This window comes from Chamaesiphon sp. OTE_20_metabat_361 (assembly GCF_031364565.1).
This window is the reverse complement of the sequence record NZ_JANLWO010000754.1, coordinates 1-5460: the sequence shown is the minus strand read 5'-3', so window position 1 is coordinate 5460 and position 5460 is coordinate 1. Positions and strand designations below refer to the sequence as shown.

Below are 5460 nucleotides of genomic sequence, written 5' to 3'. Positions count from 1 at the left end.
GGATGGGAGATGGGAGAGGGGAGAGGGGAGTTGGGAGATGGGAGTTGGGAGATGGGAGATGGGAGATGGGAGTTGGGAGATGGGAGTTGGGAGATGGGAGTTGGGAGATGGGAGTTGGGGGGGGTGGGGCAGTGTGGTTTCGGCTCCGCTCAACCACCGGGGGAGTGTGGGTTTTGTTAGTTCAGGATCTAAGTATAGCAACCACTAAGCAGCAACGGACAGACCACCAAGTTCTTCAATAAATTCGATCGATTACTATTGTTACTTCTTACTTGTTACTCCGGTCAGTGAGCGATAGCCGTTGGCACACTGTACTTCTTACTCTCCCAACTCCCATCTCACATCTCCCTACTCTTTGGTATTGCCCATCAAGTAAAGTAGAGCCATTCGGATTGCTACTCCATTATTTACCTGTTCGGCAATCAAGCTCAATGCTGGGTCATCCATCAGATCGGAAGTAATTTCGACACCGCGATTTGTCGGCCCTGGATGGAGAATTTTGACGTTAGGATGGCATAATTTTAGCCGATCGCGGGTAATCCCATAATGCTGATGATACTCGCGCAGACTGGGTAATAAATGGTCGGTCATCCGCTCTTGCTGGAGGCGCAATGTCATCACGAAATCGGCATCTTGGAGCGCGGGTTCGACCTGCCAATGGATGAATAAATTGGACTTATCGATCCCTTCCCGTGGCTCCTGACAATAGTCTGCAAATTCGACAGGGAGCAGGGTCGGCGGCGCACAGAGGTGAACCTGGGCACCACTGGCGGTTAGACTCCAGATATTCGATCGCGCCACGCGAGAATGTAGAATGTCCCCGACGATCGCAATTTTCTTGTCTTTTAGTAATGATAGTCGCGGATTAAGCGGATCGATCGTCGCGCAAATAGTCAGTAAATCTAGTAGTGCCTGAGAAGGATGCTCGTGCTGTCCGTCGCCAGCATTTAAAATCCCGACTTTCATCCCCATTGTATCGAGTGCCGTCGCGATCGCGTGGGGCACTCCTGCTTGTTTATGGCGGATTACCATCAAGTCGGCACCCATCGCTAGATAGGTTTTGGCGGTATCGAGAATGGTTTCGCCTTTGGTAAGGGAAGAAGTAGCTGCGGCAAAGTTGAGGGTATCGGCGGAGAGGCGTTTGGCAGCTAATTCAAAACTACTGCGGGTGCGGGTGGAGGATTCAAAGAACAGATTGGCAACTACTCGCCCTTGGAGCGTCGGTACTTTTTTGACAGGACGCGAGAGGACTTCCTTGAAGCTAGCCGCCGTCTGGAGGACGGTATCGTACTCCGCTGGGGTAAAGTCTGCTAAGGATAGGATATGTCGGCGCGTCCAGGTCATTTTAGAGGGTAGAGGGTAGAGGGTAGGGAGGCATCTTAATTTGTGCCTTTTTAATTTGCCAGCAACAATATCTCGACTATCTTTTTTTGTTAATAATTACGAGCGCAAAACTACCAAAGGATTTGGACTAAATAATCGCCAAATAATCTATCTCCCGATACCAGAGTCAACTCTTCCGCTTGTGCTTGGGAAATAAGTATCCGATCGAAAGGATCTCGATGATGTAAAGGTAAATCCCGTAGAACTAATAAATGATTGAGGTTAATCGGTAGAATTTCGATACTGGTGGGTAAGAGATAAGACTCTACTATTCGATCGAGTGGAATTCCTAGCTGTAGCTTACCCAAACTCATTTTAATAGTCATTTCCCATAAACTAGCAATACTCAGGGATAAGCTATTTTGCTCATCTTCAATTGCCTGCTTTGCGCATTGACTCAAGTTGTCACTGCCTTCTACCAGCCAAATCAAAACATGTGTATCTAGTAATAGATTCATTACATATACTCAGCAAAGTCACTCAGAGGATCGTTAAAATCCTCTGTCATCGTAACTTGTCCTCGCAGACAACCAAACAAATTTTTACGACTCAATTTATTTTTTGGTAATGAAGGATCGGATTTTTGTAATCCAGCAATGACACGAGCAATGACTTCTAACCGCTCAGACGGCTCCAACATGTCTACATCCGCCAAAATTTTTTCTAGCAAAGGACTCATAACAGACCTCAATTCTACAAGTATTATAATCCGAACCGAAGGCGATGCCTCACATCGATCGACTAGAGGTGTAAAACATTACTCCCGATCGTAATCAAAGATAAAAACAGAAAAAATCCGACCATATCTAATAATGTCGTCACCAGTGGCGCACTAACTAAAGCGGGATCTAAATTGAGCTTTTGAAAACCCATCGGGACTAGTGTCCCCATCGTCACGGCAATGATGGTATTTGTTGCCATCACGGTACCTGCAACGAATGCCACCCAGCGTTCGTTTGGCAGCGTCCAAATTAGCGCGAGCAGGGTCATAGTCAAACCTAGTCCGAGTGATGTTCCTAGCCCCGCTAGTAGCTCTTTGCCGAGAATTTTGAGTGTGTCTTTGGGGCTAACTTCACCAACCCCTAGAGAGCGGATGGTAACAGTGAGGGTTTGAGTACCAACGGAGCCACCCACATTAGAAAATAGCGGCATGATCACGGCGAGGACGGGGATTTTGGCAATAATTGCCTGGAATGGGGTAATTGCTTGTGATGTCCCGATCGATAGTGCCATGATTCCCAATAACCAGGGCAGCCGATTTTGCAGTTTCGTCCAGGATGGGGACAGGGAGGAATCTTCACCAGCTACACCTGCGAGTTTTTGGATGTCTTCGGTGGCTTCTTCTTGGAGGATATCGACGACATCATCGATCGTGATAATCCCGACTAAGCGATCCTCTCGATCGACTACAGGTACTGCAATCAAGTCATAGCGCTGCATTTGCCGCGCGACATCTTCTTGGGATGTTTCGGTATAAACTTTAATCACCCGATCGCTGGCAATATCTTGGATCGGCGTATCGGGGAGGGTAAATACCAACTGTCTGAGGGAAACTACCTGCTGAAGCTTGCGACTATCGTCGGTAACATAGGCATAATACACCGTTTCCTTATCGCGATCGCTTAGTTTAATCTTCGCCAACGCTTCGCCAACTGTCAAACCTTGCCGCAGTCGCACGTATTCCGTCGTCATCACCCGTCCCGCCGTCCCTTCAGGATAACCGATAATCGTTGCCGTCGCCGCCCGTTCGTCGGGACTGAGCTGGGGTAATAAGCGCTTGACAACGCCTGCGGGTAGCTCGTCAAAGAGTGCCACCCGATCGTCGGGACGCATGGCTTCGATTAGCTGCGAAACTTGAGTATTGTGGAGCGCCTCGATCAGATCCTCTTGAATCTCAGTCGGGAGATATTCAAAGACAGCGATCGCACAACCCTTGGAAAGTAACCTAAAAGCGATCGCGCGGCGCTCTTGTGGTAACTCACTAATATAGTCGCCGACATCGACGGCTGGTAAATGGTTGAGTTCTGACTTGAGTTGATTTAAGTCAGTAATTTCGGACAATTCGATCGTACCCTCTCGACTCAGCATAAAACCTCCTAGCCTCCTTTAGTCTGGGAGACTAGCTCATCAGATTCTCACGAAGGTTGTTATTCTAAAACAGATGGACTGTAGTCCATAACGGCCATGTCAATTTATACCGATATTTTAATAAAAATTTAATCTCGGTATCTCTATCCTATCGCTGGATGTATCGAGATGGCAATCTTTGGATAGGGGATAGGGGATAGGGAATAGGGAATAGTGGATAGTGGATAGTGGATAGCTTGCACTGTTGGCAAAGCCTCGCCTTTTGCGATACGACAGCCGTTGGCGATAGCCTGCCGTAGGCACAGTGTGGATAGTGAATAGCTGTCGATCGATTCCCTATAGACATCGCACCAACAAAGGCGATCGTCGATAATAGATAATCGATAGCTTAACATCCACCAATTATCGCTGGCACCAAGCATCGCCAATCGCTCTTGGAGAGCTTACTACTCTCAATCTCAGTGAATCAATTATGTCCCAATCGATCGAAGTCACCACTCATATTATCCTCCGCGATCTGTTGCGACATCAACCTGCGATTGTTGATTGGCACCATTATCTGACGATGGCTCGCTTAGTCGCGCGGGGATTGCGGCTCTCTAAGTCATCGCTGATTCAGACTGGCATTGCTACCCATCGCTCCACGGGTAAATATCGGCTCAGTTACTTGATTCCTGCCTTACTTTGGCATGAATCCGTAACGATCGTCATTCCCACCGCCTTTCAAGATTGCCTGGTTAATACCGAATTACCCCAAATCCAGCAATGGTTGAATCTCTCTAAACCAGTCTATCGTGGCAGTAATCCGCCCGCGCCAGAATTTACAGGTTTATGGATTGTCGATCCGCAATCTTGGTTGCGGTTACAGTTACATCATCCCGCATCACTTGCCAGTCAAGCGACGATCGTTGACAGTGCGGATGACTTGGAAAACTGGGCGCAAGAATTGCTCACAATTAGTATTACCGATCGGGATTGGGAGCAGTTGCGATCGAGTCAACCTTCAGCTAACTGGGAACAAACGAGCGCCACCAAAATCCAGTTACTCGCTAACTTGTGGCAACGTCCTACCAATCCTTACAACTGCTATCTCTTGGACTCGATCGATCGAGCGCTAGTCGAGGCATTAATCGATCTATCTGAGCCAAATCTGCCCCCTACTTGGCAACAGTTCGATCGCGAGTTATCAGCAGCAACCGAGCGACTGGTGTGGGCGCAGCTCGATCGCACTCGCGGCACATTTACCCTGTCAATTACCCCCACCGATCTAGTTGCCAAATTAACACCAATTTGGCAACATCAACCAGTAACTTTGATAACTAGTGCCGTCGATCTCACCGCCGATGCCAGCGGTTATCGCCAGGAATTAGGATTGGGTGAAATCACTTCGGTTAAATTTCCCCTCGATCGTCTTGGCGATCGATTTAAACTCTACATTCCTCGCTGGATGCCGATGCCAAATACCAGCAAATTTCAACCAGTATTAGTCGATGAAATCAAGCACTTATTATATCTGATGAATGGTCGTTCCAAATTTGTCGTCATTCCGATCCGGGATACACCGCTCAAAGCTCAAATAGCAGCCATTCTCGCCGCCGAATGGGGAACTAGAGTCCAAGTCGATCGCACCGACCTCAATGAGTCAAATATCCTCGTTTGCAGTTGGGAATTTTGGCAACGGCATCAAGACGATTTGCCCACTCCAGAATTAATGATTATCCCCACATTACCGATTCCCTCCCTCGAAGATCCATTAGTTGCTGCCAAGGTAAGTTTCTACAAACAACAAAAACAGGACTGGTTTCGACTATATTTATTACCAACTGGCTTAAGAATATTGCATCGAGCGCTTGCCCCCATGCGCTCGTCTCAAGGAATCGTCGCCATCTTCGACAATCGGATCGACAGGCGTATTTATGGGCAACAAGTCCTAGCTTCACTCGCTCCAGCAAGAAGAATTAGTTATCTAGAATTGAATTGTCTCGATTC

5 protein-coding genes and 1 pseudogene are annotated in these 5460 nt (G+C 47.8%); 2 read left to right on the top strand and 4 right to left on the bottom strand.

Translation table 11 applies throughout. From position 1 onward, the window contains the following. A pseudogene (locus RMO35_RS21400) lies at window positions 1–180 on the top strand (hypothetical protein); the annotation flags it as partial. A gap of 168 nt (window positions 181–348) precedes the next feature. Here the strand turns inward: RMO35_RS21400 and RMO35_RS21395 are convergent. The 4 genes from RMO35_RS21395 to mgtE form a co-directional block, all read right to left on the bottom strand. Then, window positions 349–1344, bottom strand: coding sequence for an aspartate carbamoyltransferase catalytic subunit (locus RMO35_RS21395; protein ID WP_309744069.1), 996 nt, complete (start codon window positions 1342–1344; stop codon window positions 349–351). 110 nt (window positions 1345–1454) lie between these two features. Next, the gene (locus RMO35_RS21390) at window positions 1455–1841 is read right to left on the bottom strand and encodes a type II toxin-antitoxin system VapC family toxin (protein ID WP_309744067.1); all 387 of its coding nucleotides are present in this window, start codon (window positions 1839–1841) and stop codon (window positions 1455–1457) included. Continuing rightward, on the bottom strand, window positions 1841–2062 hold the full coding sequence (locus tag RMO35_RS21385) for a DUF2281 domain-containing protein (protein ID WP_309744065.1): 222 nt from the start codon (window positions 2060–2062) through the stop codon (window positions 1841–1843). The genes RMO35_RS21390 and RMO35_RS21385 overlap by 1 nt, the downstream gene beginning before the upstream one ends. A gap of 62 nt (window positions 2063–2124) precedes the next feature. Then, window positions 2125–3471, bottom strand: a complete 1347-nt coding sequence (mgtE, locus tag RMO35_RS21380; protein ID WP_309744062.1) for a magnesium transporter — start codon at window positions 3469–3471, stop codon at window positions 2125–2127. A gap of 472 nt (window positions 3472–3943) precedes the next feature. On the opposite strand from mgtE, the gene RMO35_RS21375 reads away from it, so the two are divergent. Continuing rightward, on the top strand, window positions 3944–5460 hold a 1517-nt coding region (locus RMO35_RS21375; protein WP_309744060.1), incomplete at its 3' end, for an ATP-dependent DNA helicase.

Coding starts and splice junctions, on each gene's coding strand:
- RMO35_RS21395 (WP_309744069.1), bottom strand. CDS start 1,344: ATGACCTGGACGCGCCGACATATCCTATCCTTAGCAGACTTTACCCCA.
- RMO35_RS21390 (WP_309744067.1), bottom strand. CDS start 1,841: ATGAATCTATTACTAGATACACATGTTTTGATTTGGCTGGTAGAAGGC.
- RMO35_RS21385 (WP_309744065.1), bottom strand. CDS start 2,062: ATGAGTCCTTTGCTAGAAAAAATTTTGGCGGATGTAGACATGTTGGAG.
- mgtE (WP_309744062.1), bottom strand. CDS start 3,471: ATGCTGAGTCGAGAGGGTACGATCGAATTGTCCGAAATTACTGACTTA.